The sequence below is a fragment of the Bacteroides sp. MSB163 genome (genome assembly GCF_036416795.1).
GTDB lineage: Bacteria > Bacteroidota > Bacteroidia > Bacteroidales > Bacteroidaceae > Bacteroides > Bacteroides maternus.
The window spans coordinates 1,852,310-1,871,536 of the sequence record NZ_CP143867.1; the positions used below are offsets into that span (position 1 = coordinate 1,852,310).

Genomic DNA, 19,227 nt, shown 5'->3' on the forward strand with positions numbered 1-19,227 from the left:
TTCCTCCATTATTCGGTAACGGGTACCAGGTTATACACATACGATACGAAAGGCTGGCCTTTTACTTTGCGTGTCATCTTGAACTCCAGCACGCGGTTGGCACCCGGTGTGGCGGTGACGGTGAGTTCTCCCGCTTTCTTCGACTGGGAAGCATCGGAATAGAGCAATATCTTGCTGGCTGTTCCGTCGGCGTTGGTAAACGGTTTTTCCATGTTCCATGTACCTGTGTTGGGCAGAAGGGCGGGGGCACTGCCTTCTATATGGAAAGAGGTGGGGACGTTGTCCGCATCCGTTTTCAGGTCGATGGTGAACGAGGTGAAGTTGAACTTCCCGGTCAGGTCGAGTGCCTGCCCGTTGATTTCGTCCACTTGCCGGATTGATTTGAGCGTCCACTTTCCCTGGATTTTCTCGCCTAAGGTGATGGGAGCTACATAAGAACCGTCGTCGGTATCATTGCAGGCGGTGAAAAATGCACCGGTCATCAATGACAGTAGTAGTAAAGCATACAAGGATTTCAATGCTTTCATAGGTTGTAGTTTTTTTAATGAATAAATCGGTTAACTCTTAAACAATGCATTGGTCGCGGGAAGGTTTTCTTCCGACCGACATTGCAAAGCTACGGGGTTTGGAGGGAAAAGAAAAAATATCTGTGTATTGTATAATGCTTTTTTGCGTTGATATGCTGTTAATATTCTTATTATCAGTGAATAGCGTTTTCCTGAATCTCCGATTTGTATAAAGGAAATATAGCCTCATAACAGGCTGTTTTCTTCTAATTTATGCCCTGTTTGCAGTATCTATATATCGGATGTGTTGGATATATAGATGCAGCGTGTTGGATATATAGATGCTGCGGCTTGGATCTATATATCGGATGCGTTGGATCTATATGCCGGATACGACGTTTATTGAGGGGCAACGGCGGCTATTTCCATAATCTTTGCTTCAAACTGTTCGTTTGACACCAGCGACTTGTTTTTAACGCGGGTTTTGTAGGTGTTGATGGTGTGGATGGAATAATTCAGGAATTTGGCGATACGTTCTGTCTCGCAGATGCCCAGGCGTATCAGCGCAAAGATGCGCATTTCGGAAGTGAGCGATTTCTCGTTGTCACTGCGTGTATGTTCTTCGGCGGGGAATAGTTTGTTGTAAGCGGTGATGAAACCGGGGAATAATTTCAGAAAGGTTTCGTCGAAGGAGGCGTACATGTTATCCCGTTCTTTGTTCAGGTCGGCTTCTTTGAAGGAGGTACGCAGGTCGTCGTATTGGCGTGCGGCTATCTTCCGGTTAATCATCTTGTAGAGGGTTTCCATCTTGTCGATGTATTCGGAATTCAGATAGAAGGAATAGCCGATGTATTCGTCTTTGATGTTATTGGCCTCGGACAACTGGTTGTTGGTCTGCTGTAACTGTTGGTTGCGCTCTTCGATGGTGTGGCGGGCGGTACGCAGTTTCTTCACCTGCTTGTAGATGATGAGGGTGGCAATCAGCAGCAGGATGAATAATAAGGATACGAGGGAGACAAACCCTATCAGCACATTCCGTTGTTTCTTTACGATGTCGAAGCGGTCTTGCTCGATGATGGGCAGGATGGAGCCTACCTCAATCTTGCGATGGCGGGCGTTGTAGAAATTGGCGTCCTCCAGTGCCAGACGTACGTATTTGTTGGCGCGGTTGATGTCGCCTCGTTCATAAAGCAGTCCGGCCAATACACGCAGGGCGGTGGTCTCTTTGGTGGCGGAACGGATGTCTCCGATGGCGGCCCGTATCAGGTAGGTCATGGCAAGTTCCTTATCATTACGGCCGTAATACATCCAGCCCAGGCTGGATGAAACGATTGCTTCCGTATGCGGATCGAGGTCTTTCCTCTGTAATAGGGTGCTGAACGAGGAAATGGAGGCGTCATATTGCCGCTCTTTCATTTGCTTTTGGCCTACGGAGTACCACCATTTCAGTGATTTTTCGGGAAGCAGCCTTAGCAATGAATCGGTATAGAGACTTCCCTTTTCTATATATTCGTTTTGGAAAGGGGCTTCGTGGTTGTAGTCAGCAATGTCGTAGTACAACCGGCTGTACAGGGAGTAGTAGGCTATCCGGCTGGAGAGGGACACGTCTGTAATATCAATTCTGCTTATCACATCGAAGGCTTCTTTGAACAGTCCCGAGGACAACAGGCAGAATACGATTCCTCCATTTGCTTCTGCTACGTATCCCCGGTTGTGCAGTTTCTCTGCCAGGTGCAGGGATCTGTTGGCGTAGGTGTAGGCTGAGTCGTATTTATAGGATTTATATTCGTCGAACAGGTGGATGAAGGCTTCGTAACGTTTCTCGTCGGATACGGCTTCCCCGAGTTTCCGTCGCCATTCGGCTATTTGTTTCTCTTTCCGGTCGATATATTGCTTACTGTTTGCCAGGTGGGTGTCCAGTTGCACGAGCATAGTATCCAAAGGCAGAGAGGCGGAATACCCTCTGAGGCAACCGGTAACGGATAACAGGAAGAGAAGAAAGAGGCTTTTTTTCATTGTATTACGTATAGGTTCATGTCTTTTTTCCTAACTGGGTTCTGCAAATGTAGGAGAATAAATTGAAAAATCAATATCATTCTGACACTTTGTATTTTTAATAGTTTCAGGATGTGTTCTTTCCGCCTCTCTTTCGGAATGTTGGAAAAGATGGGAATGGAAAACTGTAAATGCTATAGAATCAGTGGAATATCAGATTCTTTACAAGCCTAATAAATCGGAATACCCTTCTCTACTTGTTCCTTTATAAGGAAGGTGGTGCTCTTCTACGGTAAAAAGTGTGTTCCTCTACGATGAAGTTAACTCTTTGTTCGCAAGAAGTTAACTTCTTGTCGGCAGGGAGTTAAGAGTCTGTCGGCAAGATATTGGCTTTTTCTGCCGGATTAGTGCATAAAGGAGGTATATTATACGGAAATCCTGCATATGGATGTCATACTATATGCAGGATTTCTTCTGTTCCATCTCTTTTGTATAAAAGGGATTTAGCCTAAAAGGCTAAATCGTTGTCTTTATGATATCAAAACTGCGTAATGGATGTTTATTTGTATGGTAACTTACATGTCTTCCATAGATAATCCCATATATTCTACCTGATAATCTTTTAAGCCGGAACTTTCAATGAAGAAACCTCCTTTAGCCCGTAAACGTTCCATATCTATTTTTCGTTTCTGGCGTTTCACTTCAATGATGCGCGCGGACTTCTCTAACTCGTTCAATGTGATAAGGTCTATTTCGTTCTCTCCTTTCCGATCCCAGAAACCGCCTATGCGGGTGCTGCGTTGCTCTTCCATGAAGCGTGCCGTGAAATATTTCTCTAATGCCAGACCACTGAATATTTCATAATCGCGTTCTATAATCTCACGTAGCATAGTGTAGGAGCCGATCTCAACCATATAGTAATACTTGAAGATGAAGCGGAACCAGAATGACAAGAAGTTGTCGCATAGTCGATAGCGTACGTTTTTGGTTTCTACCTTGGCCAGCAGCGGGATACTCTTTTCGATAAGGCTAAAGTCTTTTTCCAATCGGGACAAGTAACCGCCGAGTTCTTTCTGAACGGCAGCTTCTATTTTGGCACGTGTGTTTTCTCCCCTTGCAATAGCGGCCAGAATAGAAAAATAGACGGCGTAATCTTTTCCGAATTCTTCAACGAGCATATTTTTCCCTTCGGCAATGAAGAGTGAGTCTTCCTGTATCATATAGTCCAACATCTTCTTTTTGGTAAAAATGCCGTTGTCCATAAAGAGTTGTACATACTTTGCCACGCCTCCGGTAAATGCGTATAGAGCGAGTAAATCCTCGTTTGTATAGCGGGCGTGGTGGTCGGATAGAATTAGCTTCAGCACGTCTGTGCGGAAAGGTTTCAGCCGGATATACGCTGTGGCTCTGCCGAATAGCGGTTCCTTGCTGTTCTGGAATATCTTTTGCATCAATGAATAAACAGAACCGCTGAGTAGCAGGTTTATTCGGCTCTTGTCTTTGTTGACATCCCAATAGTGTTGCATTTCGCTGTAAATGGCTGGGTTGATATTGAAGAATTCTTGAAACTCATCAATAATGAGATTGAAGGGATGAGTGGCGGAGTATTCCATGAGAAAGCGGAACAGTTCTGCAAAAGAAGTTACTTGTCCGAAGACGGGGATGTTCAGATTGCGGGCTATGATGGCTTGAAAGTCGGCGATGAGGTCGGCTTCTGCTTTGCGTGCCACAAAGAAATATAGCGTGGGTTGCTTCGCCGTGACATTCAGTAGTAGCTGGGTTTTACCGATACGTCTCCGTCCTGTAATGATAGTCATTTGAGCTTGCAGAAGTGATTTCTGCTGTATCTCCTGCAATTTAGTTGTTTCTTGTTCTCTATCGTAGAATTTCATAATCAGTGGTTTATGTGATTATAAATAAGTTCCGTAACCGTCAGTTCCGTAATATGCATTACGGAACTGACGGTTACGGAACAAAAATACAGAGAATAATGAGATTAACCAAATGAGTGGTGCTTTTTCTGAATATCCTTATTCTGTATCTGCCGACTTTGCATTCCATACCAGCAACGCCAGCACTACCGACAACGTCGCCGCGCCAATCCAGAACCAGTTGATATAGGTGAAATCATACACATCTGTTCCGTTCACTACGGTTTTTTGCCCTTCTATCAATATACCACTCATTACATCCTGCAACCCTGCACCGATGTAACTGGCAATGCCTACCACTCCGAGAGCGGCTCCCGAAGCATTGCGCGGGGCAATATCGACGGCCATCAGTCCGCCGAGGAAGCAAATCAGCACTCCGATGCCTATCCCAAACAGTATCATCGCCAAGGCATCCAACCAGAAGTGTACACCAGGCACCAATAGAAACAAGCAAAGCGCCAATACATTCGTTAATCCGAATATAAGTGCCGGTGCATTGCGGCGTCCTTTAAACAGCTTGTCTGAGATTACCCCGGAAAGCATAGTGCCTATGATGCCACATACCGAACTGATAGAAATAATGAAACTGGCATCCAATGTTGAGTAGCCTTTCTGTGCCTCCAGATAAAATATTCCCCAACTATTCACAGCATAACGGCTGATGTACATGAATGCACTGCTGAGGGCAAGTATCCAGATTGCCGGATTCCTTAACACAGCTTTCTGTGCACGGTTAAATTCTTTCGTCTCCAGTGCGCTCATCACTTTCTTTTCTTTCGGTGCGTTGATCGGAGGAAGCCCCTTGCTTTCGGGTGTATCGTGGAAGAAACGCCAGATAAGTAATGTGCCTAATAGACCTACCATGCCTGCACCCAGAAATCCATAACGCCATCCGAGCACACTCACGACGGAGGCCACAATGATGAACGTCATTGCTTCGCCTATGTTGTGACTGGCACTCCAAAAACCATAGAATGAACCGCGTTCCTTGTCTGGAAACCAGCGTGATAACCCTACAACGCAGGATGCCGCTCCCATAGACTGAAACCAACCGCTGATACCCCATAATATGGCGAACAAGATGAACGAGTTCACAAAGCCCAGACACAAGTTTACCAGTGCCGTCACCAGCAATCCCGTTGACATGAAGCGGTTGATATTGCTTCTGTCCGCCAAGAAACCGTTAGAGAACTTACCTATGGCATAGGTGAAGAATAATACAGAACCAATGATACCTAATTCAGTTTCGGAGAAGATGCCTTCATCTACAATCGGCTTCTTAACGATGTTCAGGCTCAGACGGCATACATAGTACATACTATATCCGAGAGTTGCCGCAAGGAAAGTGGACCATTGCAGATGCTTCAACCGACGCTTTTGTTCGGGCAAAGATTCCCCGTTACAAGGTGCCGGAGCCGACACCTTGTAAAAATCAATGATATGTTTCAACATGCTTTCTTTTCTTTACTTGTGCAGTTTCTTATCCTTTAAGTATTGCAGCAATATAGCGGGACGGTCTGTCTGAATCAGTTTTGCTCCCTGGTTGATGATCCATCCCCAGCTCTCGTTCGGCTGATGCAGTTCTATGGCACGGTCATCATCATGTCCGCCACAAAGCTCGGGCCAGAGGGAGTTGATGAATATCTTTGCTCCACTGTCGTGAACCTTCTTGATGAGGCGCTGCACTTCAGGGCTGTCGTTATTGAAGACTAATTCAAAAGCCTGTGGCTTCATGTGTTTCAGATACCCGTCTATGATTGCTTCTGCTCCCTCTTTGTGTAACTGGATAACAGGCATGAAAATCATCTTATCCAGCACTTCGCCATTTTCAGCTTTCACTTGTTTATAGGGCAGGCTGGCTTTCATCACACATTGGTCTGCGGTGCCGGTTTTCTTTAGTACTTCATACGCATCTTTGAAGTAGTCATAGCCTTTGTCTACATTTACCATGATCTTGCCTTTACATAGATTCATGACTTCCTCAAAGGTAGGAATCTGATGCCGGGTTTTGATTCCGGCACCATTTTTCAGTCTCATGGCTTTTAGCTCTGCCAGAGTATAATCCTCCGGACTTCCTTTACCGTTCATTGTGCGGTCTATCATTTTATCGTGCATCAGTACCAGGTGACCATCTTTTGTTTTCTTCAGGTCGATTTCCACCATATCTACACCCATATCGATGCAGTTCTGGATAGCCTGCAAGGAATTTTCCGGTGCATTGCGCCAATCGGCACGATGGGAAACAACAAGAATCGATTTAGTCTCCGGTTCCTTGAAGCTCTTTTCTATCTCTTTAAAATGTCCTTGGGCAAATGTTGCCAAATAAGCGATCAGTAATACTGATATTGATAATATCCTTTTCATATTCTATTTTTCTTTTGAGTTTTTTATTCGTTAAAGTTATTTTTTACGGGCGTTTCTCTTGTAGTCTCCACTCCGCATGGACCAACCTTGTTGTGCTCCTGTTGCATGGGTTCTGAGTGCGAATACCTTGCCTGGCTCTGATGATTTGGTAACATCGGTGCAAACGTAGATAAGTCCATTCTTATCAATAACAGGAGATGACCAGATGTTTGCTCCCAACTGAATTTCCTTATAACTCAGTTTTCCTTTTGAATTTAGTACATAGAAGTAGCCTTTTCCGTCACCGAAGTAAATATTTCCGGCATTGTCTATTGCAGGTACCGAACGAATCTGTCCTTGTGCCTTGAACTTCCAGACAGAGGTACCGTCTTCCTGAGTATAGCAAAGCATATCTCCGTCAGAATTGCCTACATACAAATATCCGTCGATACTCAGCGAGATACCGGAATTAGCGAAGGCTGAGGCTGAATATTGTTGCCATTTTACAGTCCCATCCGGATTTACAGCCATTACTATTCCACCATCCGCCGTTTCACCACATAGATAAATGGTGCCGTCTTCTCCTATGGCGGGAACTGAAGTACAAGTCTTTCCATATTCCACAGTCCATCTCTTCTTTCCGTCATTTTTGGCAAAAGCATAAAGTTTACCACTATTGGAACAGATGTATACAGCATCATCGCCTATTACTGGAGTAGATTGCGTAGTCCCTTCACAATCGGCATTCCACTTTTCGGTCATACCCGGTGCCGCATTGATGGCAAATAACTTTTTATTGGCAGAGAAAAATACTGTACCATCTTTATCTATAGCCGGGCTACTGAACTTGGCTGTGGCACCCAGATCAAATGTTCCCAATGGTGCGGATGAACTGGCGGAGAAGGCGTATAGTTTCTTGTCATAGCTGCCCACATAGATAGTACCATCATCTGCTATTGCAGCCGAAGAACGGATTACGTCGCCCGAAGAATAATGCCAGACTTCTGTTCCATTGTTTATTACCCATATATTTTGCCCGCCGCGTGCATTGTTTGCATCGCAGCCCACAACGACATTTCCATGATCGTCGATGGCAGGAGATACATCCTGAAAGCCGCATGGTGTCTGGAATTCCCATGCTATTTCGGGTTCTACGTCAGCAGTAGACTTTTCTTTTACAGTGATAGTCTTACTGAATGTATTTGCATTCTGTGTCCCTTGATTATCCCAGACGGATAAAGTCACTGTATATTCTCCGGCCGCAGAATATTCCGTTATTGGAGATTGCTCTTCGGAAGAACTGCCATTGCCAAAATCCCATGCCCATTTGGCTATTTGTCCGTCCTGGTCAAATGACAAGTCGGTGAAAGCTACAGACTGTCCTTCCTGGACGATGACTTCACTTGCCTTGAAAGCCGCCACTGGTTTTATATTCACTTTATCTTCATCACTGCATGCCATCCATAGAAGTGCAGTCAGTATTATTAATATTGTATTTTTCATTGATGTATCTTTTTAATTGTTTTTTAAATACTCTTTCAGTTCAACGGGATAATCTGTCTGTATGATACTTCCTTCTTTTATCAGAAATGCTTTCACTTGTTTGTAGTTATCCGAAGTCGGAGTAATATTGGTGTTTATGTAAATGTTTTTGAATAGGAAAACACCGTTTTCGGATGCTTTGGCCAGAATGTCGTCTGTGAAAGCAGCGCTATTGAACTGGGCAACGGGAAGAGGTTTGCGAATTGCCAGATAATTTTCCAGATCCTGCATTTCGTAGATGACTGGTAAGAGGATGGCGTTTTCATCCAGATTCACCACCTTCTTGGCTGCTGCCACATCATAGACTGTAAACAGTACCTGGGAAAGCATACCATATTGCTTTACCAAGTCGTATACTGCCTTATAATCGGAAATCTTCACATCTATATCAATGTAGATCTTCCCTCTGGCGGTTGATAGAATATCTTTGAAGAGCGGTACTTTTTCTTCCGTCAATTCTCCCTCATGATACAGATTGTACGAACTTAATTCCTTGTAACTCAATTCCGATACTTTTCCAGTGCCATTTGTCGTACGTTCGATAGTGGCATCGTGCATCAATACCAGCTTTCCATCTTTTGACATCCTCACGTCTAACTCTATCATATCTATTTTGTTCTCAATAGCCAGAGTTACCGCTTTGACGGAGTTTTCCGGCGCATCTTTCCAGTATCCCCGATGGGCACATATCTGCACGTGGTCTCTCTTCTGCAATGAAACGGGAATAGATGCTCGCTCACTTTCAGTAACTTCGGGGTAGGGCTCTTCCATTGGGTCAGGTTCTTCCGGAACGGATGGCTCATTATCACTTCCGCAAGCTACTAACAGAAACAGAGAAAAGAAAAATCCTATTATACATGTTTTATCTATTTTCATGATTCATTCTGTTTTTAGGTTATTTCCAATTCGGGTTTTGCTCCAGATTCTTGTTCAGCAAGATATCACCTGACGGTATCGGATATAGGTAATCGCGTGTTTCATCAAATTTCTTCGTTATATTCAGGAAACCAACCAGATAGCCTCGTTTCCCTTCTGTCAGCTGAAGGACACCTCCCACTTTGATTTTTTGTTTCGCTTTACTTTCGGGTGCTTTATCGTCGTAAAGCAGAAGATCGGCTGTGCCATCTCCGTCCAAATCAAATTCACCCAGTGAGGGGAAATACATACCTGTGAAATGAGGTTCAAGTAGTTTACCCATTTTCCAGCGCATCAAGTCATCATAGCGGAATCCTTCGAGAGCTAATTCTATGCGGCGTTCGCGTCTGATTTCCAGAATGACGCCTTTATTACTTCCGGTTACGTTGGTGTATTCGCTTGCAAGTATCCCGTCCGGATTGGAATTGGATGTAGCAAGATTCAGATTTGGCATTCCGGCTCTTACGCGAATCAGCCTTATAGACTTATCAATGTCATCCTGTGTGATTACTCCCAGTTCAGCCTTGGCTTCGGCATAATTCAGAAGAACTTCCGCATAGCGAATGATAGCTACATCCTGATAGGATGCACCATCTCCATCCTGTGCCTCTTTGGATATGAATTTAGCAATCTGGTATCCCGTCATGGAGGCTTCTAAGTCGGGAAGTAATGGTTTGTCGCTGTCAATCCGGGTATATCCCACTGAACGGATTGTCTGTGCCAGACGTTTGTCCCGGTTCTTCATTTCATCCTTGAACTGCATGGTAGCATAATCTGTTTGAGCGGTGAACGGTGTTCCGTTGGCCAACAGATAGGTATTCACAAAGTCTTTGGTCAGCCCTACGTCTTGTTGGGTTTTTGATAGAAAATAATAGTTTGTATTATGCATCTTATTCAATACCAACGAGTAACGTCTTCCCAAAATAACTTCTGCCTCTTTCAGATCATCGGAAGCAAACAAGTCCCTGTAATCGACATCGGAATTTCCTGTGGTATATAAACTATAGCCCGATTCATTCATTACTCTTTCCGCTGCTTTATATGCTTTCTCCAGTAGTTTGTCGGCATCGGGAAGATTTAGTTCTGTGTGATATTTACGATAAGTACCTTCGTAGAGACATACGCGGGACAAGAAAGCTAATGCAGTCCATTTGGATATCTGGTCCGGTTTTCTGGTAGTACCCAGACGTTCCACTGCTATTTCCAGATCTTCAATCGTTTTGTTCATAATGAATTCACGTGAATCTCTGGGCTTATATAGCAAGTCTTCATCGTCTGTTTTGATTTCTGTTTCATACCAGGGCACACCACCAAAGCGTTTCACTTTGTCGAAGTAGAACCAGGCTCTGAAGAAACGGGCAACACCTTCATACTTCAGTGCGGCAACTTTGTCTTCACAACGTGTGTAGTTATCAAAGAAAATATTGATTTTCCGGAGAGCTCCCCAACTCCAGCCACTACTACCGGCTTCGGATGGAATATCTCTTTCCGCACTTCGTTGTTCCATAGGTACATTGCTGTAAAGTATATTATCTGATGTATTATCTCCTCGGACAATATCATTGATTTTCGGAAGATTCTCATAAAACCCATTAGTATACAATTCGAGGTCTTGTGCAGACTTGAATGAGTTCTCCGGCGATATTTCCGCGATAGGGAATCTGTCCATGAATGAGTCGTTGCATGAGGCCATGCCTATGCCTATCATACAAACAGTACAAACTTTTATTATATTGAATTTATTCATAGCTATACTTCTTCTTTAAAATTTAAAATCAAAACCAAAAGCAAATGTCTTGCTGAACGGGTAAGAATTACCGTCTCCCAATTGTTCCGGGTCTACGGTGCGGTCCTCGTTATGTTTGTACAAAGGAGAGAACGTCAGGAGGTTGGTTCCTGAAACATAAACCCGGATGCTGGAGAATCCAATCTTACTACAGAGTGCCTTAGGCAGAGTATAGCCTAAAGTGATATCTTTCAGGCGGACATAAGCAGCATTCTGCAAGTATTTATCAGAATAGACTCTCAACTGAGCGCCTTCATAATTTCCACCTTCGTTGGCCGCATATACAGCCAGACGTGGGAAGTATGCATTCGGGTTTTCCGGGGTCCATGAGTTTTGCTCAATACTTTTAGGGTAGAAATTCTCGTACTGGCGTGTAAACGGTCCCCAGAAGAAACTGTTATCCTTGCCCGGCCACCAGTTACGTTTCAGGACTCCCTGAAAGAATGTTGAAAAGTCGAAGCCGTAATAATTGAATCCCAGGTTCAGGGAGCAAGTGTATCTGGGCGATGTATTACCGATAATGCGCAGGTCACCCGGATTTGCCAAAGTCTGGTCACCCGGAGATATTTCTCCATTGCCATCCAAGTCTTTGAATTTGATGTCTCCAGCTATCGGATGGTTAATGAGGTAGTTACGTTGGATTCTTCGGTTTACTTTCGTTTGGTCTGCATGTTTCAGATATTCCATGTCATCCTGGAAGAACCCTTCAACCGTATATCCCCATATTTCACCCAAGCGTTTACCTACATAAAACTGGTCTATCTGTCCGTCGGGGTTGTCGAATTTGGTAATTTCTGTTACGTTATCAGCTAATGTGAATCCTACTTTATATTCGAACGGCTGGTGTGCCAGCAAGAATTTATCCTGCCATTTCACTGACAGCTCGAAACCTCTTGTACGCAAATTAGCGGCATTCTCTTGTGGTTCGGAAGTTCCGAAAACAGATGGAAGTTTCTTACCTTGGGTCAACATATCTTTTGTGTCGCGTTGATACCAGTCGAAAGAAGTGGAGAACCGTCCGTTAAACAAAGAGAAATCGACTCCAAAGTCAATGGTCTGAGATTTTTCCCAAGTGAAGTTTGAGGAGATGGCATCAGGGGTAGTCAGGTAACTCATGTATGAACTGTCCATCAGGTAATCCCCTTGCGTGACTTTCATTTTGGCTATGTAGTCGTATGGACCTACGTTTTGATTGCCCAGTGTCCCATAGGAAACGCGGAATTTTAAGTTATCCATAACGGATTTCAATGATTGGAAGAATGGTTCTTCACTTATGCGCCAGGCAAAAGAACCGGAGGGAAAAATACCCAGGCGTTTATTATGGGGGAACTTGGAGGAAAGGTCGAAGCGTCCGTTGAACTCTAATAGATAGCGTCCCAGGTAGTCGTAGTTCAGGCGGTAAAAAGCGGCACGGATAGCCCATTCATCAGCATTTCCCTGAACCTGTACATTTTCTCCTGTGGCGAGATTGAAAGAACCCAGTTCTTCGGATGCGGGTGAACTGCGTCTTGCAACGCTGCGCTCCCAATGTCTCCATTCCTGGTTGAATCCGATCATTGCCTTTACATCGTGTTTCTTTGCAAAGAGGTGGCTGTATGTACCGAAGGCATTGACTGCCTGATACATAGTTTGCCAATGCATCTCCTTATAGAGTGATTTGTTAGGCATATAGCGGCTTGTTCCCTCACCATTGGGTTGGTTGGTGTGTGGAGTTGAAACCAGTAACAGTTTGGAAACGGGACTTCCTTTACGGAAACTATAGTCGGCATTCAATACTACATCCTTGATGGGAGTAAACTGCAAAGCAATGGTGTTTGAAATGTCATGCTCCTGGTCAAGTCCCTTGCTTTTCCCATAGGTCAGGTCGGCAAATGTGCCGTCTGCTATGTCACGGCCGGGAGTGTAGGCGCCGTTGATAAGAATAGTACCATCCGGATTTCGGGGTAAGAATACCGGGGAAGCGTGGAAGGTATATTTTCTCCAATCCTCACTGTTATCGCTTCCACCTACATTACGATTGTTGGTTGCCGGATAATCGTAATCGCTGAAATAGATATTGGTGGAGTTGGTTATCTTGATAGAGGAGGTCAGCTGGAAATCGATCTTGCTGCGTAAGGTATAACTTTTCAGTTTATCGGGGTTGATTCGGTAAATACCTTCTCTTGAATAGAATCTTCCGGAAAGATAGAAACGAACTTTCTCGCTACCACCGGAAATATTCAGGTTATGTTCCATGGAGGGCTGGTTATTCTGGAAGATATAATCCCACCAATCCGTATTTCCGTAATGTACATAGCGCTCCACGCCGTCTACTGTTTTTATCAGTGCGGAAGGGAGTGAAGGGTCTTTCTTGCGGGCTTCCATATAGGCATAGTCTTCTTCAGTGTATCCTAAGTAGGTACTTGTGTTTTCCAAAAGACTTAACTTGTCGCTCAGGCGAGCCCATTCCAGACCGTCCGTGATAAAATTGTCTGTATTGATAGTGGGATTGCTCCAACCGAAGTGATTGGAATAATTCACCTGTATTTTTCCGGCATTCGGATTCTTGGTCGTGATAAGTACTACACCAAAAGCGGCACGGGCACCATAGATGGCGGCAGAAGAAGCGTCTTTCAGTACAGATATGGATTCTATATCTTTGGGATTGATATAATTCATATCACCTTCTACGCCGTCGATAAGTACCAAAGGCTTTCCGCCGTTTATGGAACCTACGCCACGTACATCAAAGGTTGCCTTTGAGTTTATGGAACCATCGCTGAAGGAAACATTCAGATTGGGAATCATTCCTTGGAGTACTTGCCCGGCATTGCCACTGACGCGGTGCTCTATTTCTTTCGAGGATATTTGGTCTACGGCACCGGACAGATTTGCTTTCTTGGTGGTACCGTATCCTACTACCACCACCTCATCCAGCATTTCACTATCCTCTTTCAGCGTAACTTTGGTGAGTTCTTTACTGGATGCGGGATAGGTCAAGGACTGATAACCTATATAGGAAATGTTGATTGTGGAATTTTCAGGTACATTTGCCAAGGTGTAATTACCGTCTATATCGGTGATGGTACCATTGCTGGTTCCTTTTACTACAATGCTGGCACCAATTACCGGTTCGCCCGACTGGTCTACAATCGTTCCGGTAATCGTCTTAGTCTTCTGATTCACAGCCTCCTTCTGCAACAGCACTACTACATTGTCTTTCTCCATTCTGTAAGTAAGCTCCTTCCCCCCCCCCAGCACTTTCTGCAAAGTCTGTTCGATGGTGGCATTGCTTACGTTGAAGGAAACGGTCTGATCGAGACCTGCCAGTTTCTCATTGTAGAAGAACTTGTAGTTGCTTACCTGCTCAATCTTTTTCAGTGCGGTACGCAACGGCGTGTTTTCCACAGTGACGGTGATCTGCGAGAAAAGGCTGAGTGATACACTCAAGAACAAGGTGAGGCAAAGCGCCCGCATAGTTCTTAGATTCTTTGGTTTCCTGTTTTTCATATCAAATAAATTAAGTTGGTTTGATAGGTATACAGGTTTCCTTATGTCGCCGTCCAAGCGGCTTTTTTCTTTTAACTCACATTAACAAACCAACGGCTATTTCTCCTTTAAGATAATGACTGAATCTTCCATTTCATAACGGAATGGAGAGGTCAGCATGATGATGTTTAAAGCGTTCTGTATACCTCCACCGGGGATAGTACCGGTGAAACGTTCTTCGGATATCTTGGGTGAGTCGATACGTATTGTGACGTCATACACTCGTGAAAGGGCTTTCATGATGTTTTCCAAAGATTCGTTTTGGAAGTAGAGACTGCCTTTCGTCCAGCTTACGTAGTCGTCGGGATAGACTTTCTCGGTACTCAGTTTGCGGGTGGACTTGTTGTAGTTTATCTTCTCTCCGGGGTTTAGGATGGTAGAAGTGGATGGCGTGTAGATACCGACTTTTCCTTCCAGTAGGACGACAGTCACATCTTGGTCGTTACTGTAGGCGCAGACGTTGAACACCGTGCCCATTACTTTAACTTCCAGTTCGCCCACCTGCACGATGAAAGTGCGGCGGGTGTCATGTGCCACTTTGAAGTAACCTTCTCCTTCCAGTTGCACGCGGCGTTCGTTTCTTCCGAAGTCGCTCAGATAACTGAGTTGGGAGGCGGAATTCAGGATGACGTCTGTACCGTCGGGCAGAATTACAGTGGCTTTGTCGCCCTTGTCGGCTTTCACAATGAAGGGTGAGTGGGCTTTATCGGCATTAGAGATACTCAGGATATTGTAAGTGAAGAAGGCGATGCAGATGGGAATGCAAATCATAGCCGCCCACCTTGCCCAGGCGGGAACCAGTGCTTTGCCCGGTGTACGCTTCACGGCAGGTTGTTGCGGTGTGTAGGGGGCAACTGTGTCTTTACCGGAAAGCCCGGAGACTTCGGAAGTTCCGGAAGTCTCTTTAAGAACTTCCGTCTTAATCCGGGCAAACATCTTATCGCGCAAGGCGGGACTGATGTCGGCGGCGGACTTCTCAAACTCCTTCTCCCACCATCCTACCAGTTGGGCATTGTTGCGTATCCATCCTGCCAATTCGCTGATTTCCGCTTCTGTGATGTCTCCTGCGAAGTATTTTTCGGCTAAGTTCTTATAATATTCTTTTTCCATCTTCTCTTACTTATTTCTATATGTGTATACAGTTACTTCCATTCTCTTGTCCAACTGTGTCGTTATTATTGCATTTCGTTAACAAAAAAGGCCCATAGGATGAGAATCAGCTTATCGTAATGCTTAATGAATTGTTCGCGCATGAACTTCACGGCAAGTGATAGTTGGGTGGCAACGGTACTTTCCGAGATGTCCAGCATCGCGGCTATCTCCTTGTTGGTGTAGCCCTGACGTTTGCTGAGCAGGAAAATCCTCTTGCGCGAAGGGGGTAGTTCTTCGGCCAATGAGTCGATGTAGTCGTTCAGAAAGCGCAGGTCGGTGTTCTCTTCCGTTTGGCAATCGCGTTCGGAACTGCTTTTCAACAGGTATTCGGTATAGATGTATTCCACCGTCTGATGCTGATACATATTCATCGACATATTGCGGGCTATGGTGCAGAGGTAGGAGATGAAGTTTTCAGCCGGGTCTATCTTCTCCCGCACCTCCCATATGCGGATAAATGTTTGCTGCACCACCTCTTCCGCCATATACTGATTGCCGGAAGAGAGACGCATCATAAAGTTGTAGAGCTTACCGCTATACAGATTGTATAACTTCTCGAATGCAGAAAAAGAACCCTCCTTTAGTGATTGTAGCAATTCATTTCTATTTTCGTTTGCAATCATATATTATTGATTTAGGCTTCAAAGGTATGCCTTGTGCTTACGTAACAGGTTGCAATATTATTAATAATTTCCAGAATATCCGAATAGTAGTAGTGCTTTTTAACTACAGCACATTTTGCCAAGGTTCTACCATTTCATTGGCAAGACTTTGCCACTACGTTGGCAAACTTCTGCCACTACGTTGGCAAAGCCTTGCCAATGAGATGGCAAAGTCTTGCCAACATGGTGGCAAAAACTGGCTCCTATAGTCTGATTTACAGCGATGCAGGAATGAAATAAATAATATGTAGCACTATGAATATCAAATGAAAATAAATGATATGAGTCAAAATGAATGTCTGGCTTGGCAAGTCGGGGGAGTGTATCTGGCGATAGAGCATAAAAAAAGGAGTACCGCTGTACTCCAACCTTTGTTAACCTTAAATCTAATACTATGAAAAAAATCACATGACAAATATAACAGTTTACTATATTCCTTCCAAATCATAGCTTCTGTTTACTATTTCTTTTAGAATTCTTTCACGGATATTCACTGTTTTCGCACACGAGTTGTCTTTTTGATAGTATGCCGATGTGCTTAGGTCCGTGCGAGGTCCGTGCCTTTTCTGTATTTGCTCCGTATCTGCTCCGTGTCTGCTCCGTGTTATCTCCGTATCATCTCCGTATAGGGTCCCCTTTTTACGGACTTGGTACGGTCTTGGTACGGGCCTGATACGGTTCGGGTATGTACCTGATACTTCAATGGAGTAAATAAATAGTATAATTATTCAGTTGCAAGGGCTTCATGATTATCTGTAAATCCTGCATTCAGGGAGGTATATGTAACTACAATCACGAGAATGTTTATCGCAAAGTTGCAAATCTGTTTCATTCGTTTCACAGAACCTTTCACTCCCTGAAAAGAGTTATAGAATCTGTATTTATTTAAAATTATATGATATACTTTTGCCTCTATACAAAGCAAAGTTATGAGGGTTCGCGTCGGTTCATATATACTCTTAATACTCTTTTTTTTGATATTAGGAAAAGAAGAGGCGCGCGCTGAAAGATATGCGGCGAATGCTGATACTTGCAAAGTAGAAGACCGGATGGTGCAACCCGAAACGTGGGGGAGAGTTTATCAATGGATAACGAACGACCCGCAAGTGCCGGACCGGGAAGAAGTCCTGACGTTGATAAAGTATCACTACGGAGACTTCGGGAAACTGATGAAGTTGCTGCGCCGGTTGAATGAAGGTAAAGCCTGGAGCTATTTATCGGAATATATATTTCTGAGGATAGAGAAGGCGAGAGAGATAGAAAATGATTTGTTCATAATAAAATTGTCGTTGCCTGCAGATAGTCTGCCGATACTGAAAATGGAGCCAGTGCCTGTTTCCGCTGCAATAGAGAATAAGAAAAAGAGAGAATTTAAAAATAGGACGGTATTAGCTATAAAAAACAATTTGCTGTATGATTTGGCACTGGCTCCAAATTTGGAAGTAGAATTGCCCGTAGGACGACGGTGGTCTTTGAATGTTGAATATAAATGTCCCTGGTGGTCGGACAATGCGCGTGGCTTCTGTTATCAGCTTCTTTCGGGAGGCGTCGAGGCACGTGTTTGGCTGGGAAACCGCAGGAAGCGCGACCAGTTGACGGGACATTTCGTGGGGGTATATGCCGAAGGGGGAGTGTACGATTTCCAATTGGACAAAGATAAAGGGTATCGGGGCAATCATTATGCAGCTTCCGGTCTGACTTATGGATATAGTTGCCAACTGGCCCGTTATCTGGCTCTTGAGTTCAGCGTGGGCATAGGCTATCTGGAGACGGAATACCGCAAATACACCACTTACGAAGAAGATTTGATTTGGACAAGTAGCGGGCGCTATCATTTCATTGGGCCTACGAAAGCCAAAATCTCTTTGGTATGGCTCATTAAGCGTAGGAGGTGAAGGCTATGAGGAATAGGATGTATATGTTTCTTTTGCTTCTATCCGGACTATCGGTGCTTTTGACAGGATGTAGCTTCAGAGACATGCTGGATGATTATCCCGTCAGTGGGGTACAGATAAAGTTCAACTGGGAGGGAGTGACGGACGAACTGCCCGAAGGTATGCGGGTCATCTTCTATCCAAAGAGCGAAGAAGGGAGAAAGGTGGAGAGTTACCTGTCGGTGGAAGGAGGTGAAGTGAAAGTGCCTCCGGGATATTATGACGTGGTGATTTACAATTATAATACGGAGTGTGTGCAGATTCGCGGCGATGGAGCGTATGAAACGATTGAAGCTTATACGGGATATTGTTCGGGTCTTGACACAAGCGAGAAAATGGTGTGGGCACCCGACCCTTTGTATGTAGTAAGTATGAATGATATGAGAATAGAAAAGAGTGAGGATGTGTTGTTGATGGAATTCCAACCACGGCTGGTGGTTAGGCACTATTCTTTTGAAATAAAGGTGAAGGGATTGAAGAATGTAGCGAGCATTGTCTGCAATGTGGATGGGATGAATGGTTCTTATTGTATGAGTGATGGTACTTGTACGTCCAGCATTGCACCGATTTATGTAGAGGCCAATAGAGGGGATGCTGTGTTACGTGGCAGTTTCTCGGCTTTCTCTGCACCGACGTTCACAAGTACCCGCGCAGGCGGAGAGGTGACGATGAAGCTGTTGCTGATAAAGGTGGATCATACGGTTCAGGAGGTTAAAGTAGATATTACAAAAGCTGTAGCTCCACCGCCACCTCCTTCGGGCGGGGAAGAAGAACCGGAACCGGAGACAGATATAGAGATACCGATTGATGAAGAGATTGAGGTGGACGATGTGGAAGTGCCTCCAGGAGGTGGCGGAGGCATCGGAGGTGATGTGGGAGACTGGGATGATGAGACGAATGTGGAGTTGCCCGTAGAATGAAAATAAAGAAATA

The 19,227-nt window shown here is 44.6% G+C and carries 13 protein-coding genes; 2 read left to right on the forward strand and 11 right to left on the reverse strand.

What is annotated here, in order from left to right; genetic code table 11:
* Positions 1-8: 8 nt before the first annotated feature.
* The 11 genes from VYM24_RS06355 to VYM24_RS06405 form a co-directional block, all read right to left on the reverse strand.
* Positions 9-527 (reverse strand): DUF5004 domain-containing protein, encoded by a 519-nt coding sequence (locus VYM24_RS06355; protein WP_330941777.1) that lies wholly within the window; start codon positions 525-527, stop codon positions 9-11.
* 378 nt (positions 528-905) lie between these two features.
* A complete protein-coding gene (locus tag VYM24_RS06360; protein WP_330941778.1) occupies positions 906-2,522 on the reverse strand; it encodes a DUF6377 domain-containing protein in 1,617 nt (538 codons plus the stop codon).
* A 554-nt stretch (positions 2,523-3,076) separates the two neighbouring features.
* Positions 3,077-4,393, reverse strand: a complete 1,317-nt coding sequence (locus VYM24_RS06365; RefSeq protein WP_330941779.1) for an ATP-binding protein — start codon at positions 4,391-4,393, stop codon at positions 3,077-3,079.
* Positions 4,394-4,531: 138 nt separating this feature from the next.
* Positions 4,532-5,884: an MFS transporter gene (locus VYM24_RS06370; protein ID WP_330941780.1), complete on the reverse strand. Its 1,353-nt coding sequence runs from the start codon at positions 5,882-5,884 to the stop codon at positions 4,532-4,534.
* Between the two features lie 12 nt (positions 5,885-5,896).
* Positions 5,897-6,796, reverse strand: a complete 900-nt coding sequence (locus VYM24_RS06375; protein ID WP_330941781.1) for a glycerophosphodiester phosphodiesterase family protein — start codon at positions 6,794-6,796, stop codon at positions 5,897-5,899.
* 36 nt (positions 6,797-6,832) lie between these two features.
* Positions 6,833-8,278: an outer membrane protein assembly factor BamB family protein gene (locus VYM24_RS06380; RefSeq protein ID WP_330941782.1), complete on the reverse strand. Its 1,446-nt coding sequence runs from the start codon at positions 8,276-8,278 to the stop codon at positions 6,833-6,835.
* A 12-nt stretch (positions 8,279-8,290) separates the two neighbouring features.
* Positions 8,291-9,193 carry a glycerophosphodiester phosphodiesterase family protein gene (locus tag VYM24_RS06385; protein WP_291550444.1) on the reverse strand — a complete coding sequence of 301 codons (903 nt, stop codon included), beginning with the start codon at positions 9,191-9,193 and terminating at the stop codon, positions 8,291-8,293.
* A gap of 19 nt (positions 9,194-9,212) precedes the next feature.
* Positions 9,213-10,979 carry a RagB/SusD family nutrient uptake outer membrane protein gene (locus VYM24_RS06390; RefSeq protein ID WP_291550443.1) on the reverse strand — a complete coding sequence of 589 codons (1,767 nt, stop codon included), beginning with the start codon at positions 10,977-10,979 and terminating at the stop codon, positions 9,213-9,215.
* Positions 10,980-10,994: 15 nt separating this feature from the next.
* Positions 10,995-14,507 (reverse strand): TonB-dependent receptor, encoded by a 3,513-nt coding sequence (locus VYM24_RS06395; RefSeq protein ID WP_330941783.1) that lies wholly within the window; start codon positions 14,505-14,507, stop codon positions 10,995-10,997.
* Between the two features lie 96 nt (positions 14,508-14,603).
* Positions 14,604-15,656 carry a FecR family protein gene (locus VYM24_RS06400; RefSeq protein ID WP_330941784.1) on the reverse strand — a complete coding sequence of 351 codons (1,053 nt, stop codon included), beginning with the start codon at positions 15,654-15,656 and terminating at the stop codon, positions 14,604-14,606.
* A 65-nt stretch (positions 15,657-15,721) separates the two neighbouring features.
* Entirely contained in the window at positions 15,722-16,321 is a 600-nt protein-coding gene (locus VYM24_RS06405; protein ID WP_330941785.1) for an RNA polymerase sigma-70 factor, read from the reverse strand.
* Positions 16,322-17,289: 968 nt separating this feature from the next.
* Between VYM24_RS06405 and VYM24_RS06410 the strand changes: the two genes are divergently transcribed.
* Both VYM24_RS06410 and VYM24_RS06415 read left to right on the forward strand, forming a co-directional pair.
* A complete protein-coding gene (locus VYM24_RS06410; protein WP_330941786.1) occupies positions 17,290-18,255 on the forward strand; it encodes a DUF3575 domain-containing protein in 966 nt (321 codons plus the stop codon).
* A gap of 5 nt (positions 18,256-18,260) precedes the next feature.
* The gene (locus VYM24_RS06415) at positions 18,261-19,214 is read left to right on the forward strand and encodes a DUF5119 domain-containing protein (protein WP_330941787.1); all 954 of its coding nucleotides are present in this window, start codon (positions 18,261-18,263) and stop codon (positions 19,212-19,214) included.
* Positions 19,215-19,227: the final 13 nt, after the last annotated feature.

Coding starts and splice junctions, on each gene's coding strand:
- VYM24_RS06415 (WP_330941787.1), top strand. CDS start 18,261: ATGAGGAATAGGATGTATATGTTTCTTTTGCTTCTATCCGGACTATCG.
- VYM24_RS06355 (WP_330941777.1), bottom strand. CDS start 527: ATGAAAGCATTGAAATCCTTGTATGCTTTACTACTACTGTCATTGATG.
- VYM24_RS06405 (WP_330941785.1), bottom strand. CDS start 16,321: ATGATTGCAAACGAAAATAGAAATGAATTGCTACAATCACTAAAGGAG.
- VYM24_RS06395 (WP_330941783.1), bottom strand. CDS start 14,507: ATGAAAAACAGGAAACCAAAGAATCTAAGAACTATGCGGGCGCTTTGC.
- VYM24_RS06365 (WP_330941779.1), bottom strand. CDS start 4,393: ATGAAATTCTACGATAGAGAACAAGAAACAACTAAATTGCAGGAGATA.
- VYM24_RS06360 (WP_330941778.1), bottom strand. CDS start 2,522: ATGAAAAAAAGCCTCTTTCTTCTCTTCCTGTTATCCGTTACCGGTTGC.
- VYM24_RS06390 (WP_291550443.1), bottom strand. CDS start 10,979: ATGAATAAATTCAATATAATAAAAGTTTGTACTGTTTGTATGATAGGC.
- VYM24_RS06380 (WP_330941782.1), bottom strand. CDS start 8,278: ATGAAAAATACAATATTAATAATACTGACTGCACTTCTATGGATGGCA.
- VYM24_RS06385 (WP_291550444.1), bottom strand. CDS start 9,193: ATGAAAATAGATAAAACATGTATAATAGGATTTTTCTTTTCTCTGTTT.
- VYM24_RS06370 (WP_330941780.1), bottom strand. CDS start 5,884: ATGTTGAAACATATCATTGATTTTTACAAGGTGTCGGCTCCGGCACCT.
- VYM24_RS06400 (WP_330941784.1), bottom strand. CDS start 15,656: ATGGAAAAAGAATATTATAAGAACTTAGCCGAAAAATACTTCGCAGGA.
- VYM24_RS06375 (WP_330941781.1), bottom strand. CDS start 6,796: ATGAAAAGGATATTATCAATATCAGTATTACTGATCGCTTATTTGGCA.
- VYM24_RS06410 (WP_330941786.1), top strand. CDS start 17,290: ATGAGGGTTCGCGTCGGTTCATATATACTCTTAATACTCTTTTTTTTG.